Annotated in this window: 2 protein-coding genes; both read right to left on the reverse strand. The window is 30.2% G+C overall.

Translation table 11 applies throughout. The features are described from left to right. Window positions 1-114: 114 nt before the first annotated feature. The gene (gene fumC, locus FDK22_RS15605; RefSeq protein ID WP_138153918.1) at window positions 115-1,515 is read right to left on the reverse strand and encodes a class II fumarate hydratase; all 1,401 of its coding nucleotides are present in this window, start codon (window positions 1,513-1,515) and stop codon (window positions 115-117) included. Window positions 1,516-1,621: 106 nt separating this feature from the next. Beyond that, window positions 1,622-1,943, reverse strand: a 322-nt coding sequence (locus FDK22_RS15610) for a fumarate hydratase C-terminal domain-containing protein (protein WP_171013021.1), incomplete at its 5' end; no start/stop codon positions are given.

Here is a 1,943-nt window from a genome sequence, read left to right on the forward strand (position 1 = left end):
TTTATTCTTTATGATTTTTTCTTGTGTATGTAGATTCATTTTAATTTCTCCTAAATCTATTATCTAGGAGAAATTGTACTTTATTTTTTAGTAAATTGTCAGATTAAGTCTTAACTAGTACATCTTAGGATATGTCATTTCTTCTGGCTTAACATATTTTTCAAACTCTTCTTTTGTAAGTATTCCTAAATTTATAGCTTCTTGTTTTAAAGAAGTTCCATTTTTATGTGCATTTTTTGCTATAAGTGCTGCCTTTTCATATCCTATATACGGGTTTAGTGCAGTTACTAACATGAGTGAGTCATTTAGGTATTTTTCTATATTTTTTAGATTTGGTTCTATTCCAATGGCACATTTGTCATTGAAGCTAAGTATTGAATCACTTAGTAATTTTATAGATTGTAAAATATTATAAGCAATGACTGGTTTAAACACATTTAGCTCAAAGTTTCCTTGACTTGCACTAATTGAAACTGCTGTATGATTTCCCATAACCTGAACTGCCACCATTGTCATAGCTTCACTTTGAGTTGGATTTACTTTTCCTGGCATTATTGAGCTTCCAGGTTCATTTTCAGGAATATTTAATTCACCAATTCCACATCTAGGACCTGAAGCTAACCATCTAATATCATTTGCTATTTTCATTAAATTTGAGGCTAGGGCATTTAACACTCCACTTAACATAACTTCACTATCATGGGAGGTTAGTGCATGAAATTTGTTTGGATGAGATGTGAAGGGGTATTTTGTTTTTGTTAGCTCATTTAGACTAAGACAAACAAGATTTGAAAACTCTTTATGGCAATTTATACCTGTACCTACAGCTGTACCTCCAATAGCAAGTTCAACTAGATATTTCATACAATCTTCTATTTGAAGTAGGGCTTTATTTAACATCTCAACATATGCTGATATCTCTTGTCCTAAAGTTAAAGGAGTAGCATCTTGTAAGTGGGTTCTTCCTATTTTTATTATATCTTTAAACTCTACACTTTTTTCTTCAAGGGTATATTTTAATTTTATAATTGAAGGTATTAGATGTCTTTGTATCTCTAAAACAAATGCTATTTTCATAGCAGTAGGGTAGGTGTCATTTGAACTCTGAGATTTATTTACATCGTCATTTGGATGAACTAGTTTTTCAACTCTAAAATCTTTTCCCATATGTTCTATCGCTTTATTTGCAATAACTTCATTTATATTCATATTTGTTTGGGTTCCAGAACCTGTTTGCCAAACAACTAAAGGAAAGTTATCATCTAATCTATTTTCTAAGATATCATCACAAGCTTTTAAGATAGCTTCACATTTTATATCATCTAGTATTTCAAGTTTATTGTTTGCAATAGCAGCAGCTTTTTTTAAAAAAGCAAAGGCAGATATAATCTCTTTTGGCATTTTCTCAATACCTATTTTAAAGTTTTCTAAACTTCTTTGTGTTTGTGCACCCCAATATTTACCATTTGGTACACTTACTTCACCCATAGTGTCTTTTTCTATTCTATAATCCATTATTTATCCTTTTACGATAATATAAATTATAGTATAAAAAAATAGCTAAGAAGATTTATCTTCTTAGCTATTATATATAAGTATTATTTATTAAGATATATAAAATTTAGATTGCTCTCCACTTTTGTGGCCCAGTTGTATGAATAGAATTACCCTCTGTATCAACTGCAACAGTAACAGGCATGTCTTTTACTTCAAACTCGTAAATAGCTTCCATTCCCATCTCTTCAAATGCTAAAGTTTTAGCACCTTTAATAGATTGAGAAATTAAATAAGCAGCTCCACCTGTAGCAATTAAATACATAGATTTATACTCTTTGATTAAATCAATTGTTGGTTGTTTTCTTTCAGCCTTACCAATCATACCCATGATTCCAATCTCCATCATGTCTTTAGTAAATTTATCCATTCTAGTTGATGTTGTTGGT

It is taken from the genome of Arcobacter arenosus, assembly GCF_005771535.1.
Lineage (GTDB): Bacteria > Campylobacterota > Campylobacteria > Campylobacterales > Arcobacteraceae > Halarcobacter > Halarcobacter arenosus.

Coding starts and splice junctions, on each gene's coding strand:
- fumC (WP_138153918.1), bottom strand. CDS start 1,515: ATGGATTATAGAATAGAAAAAGACACTATGGGTGAAGTAAGTGTACCA.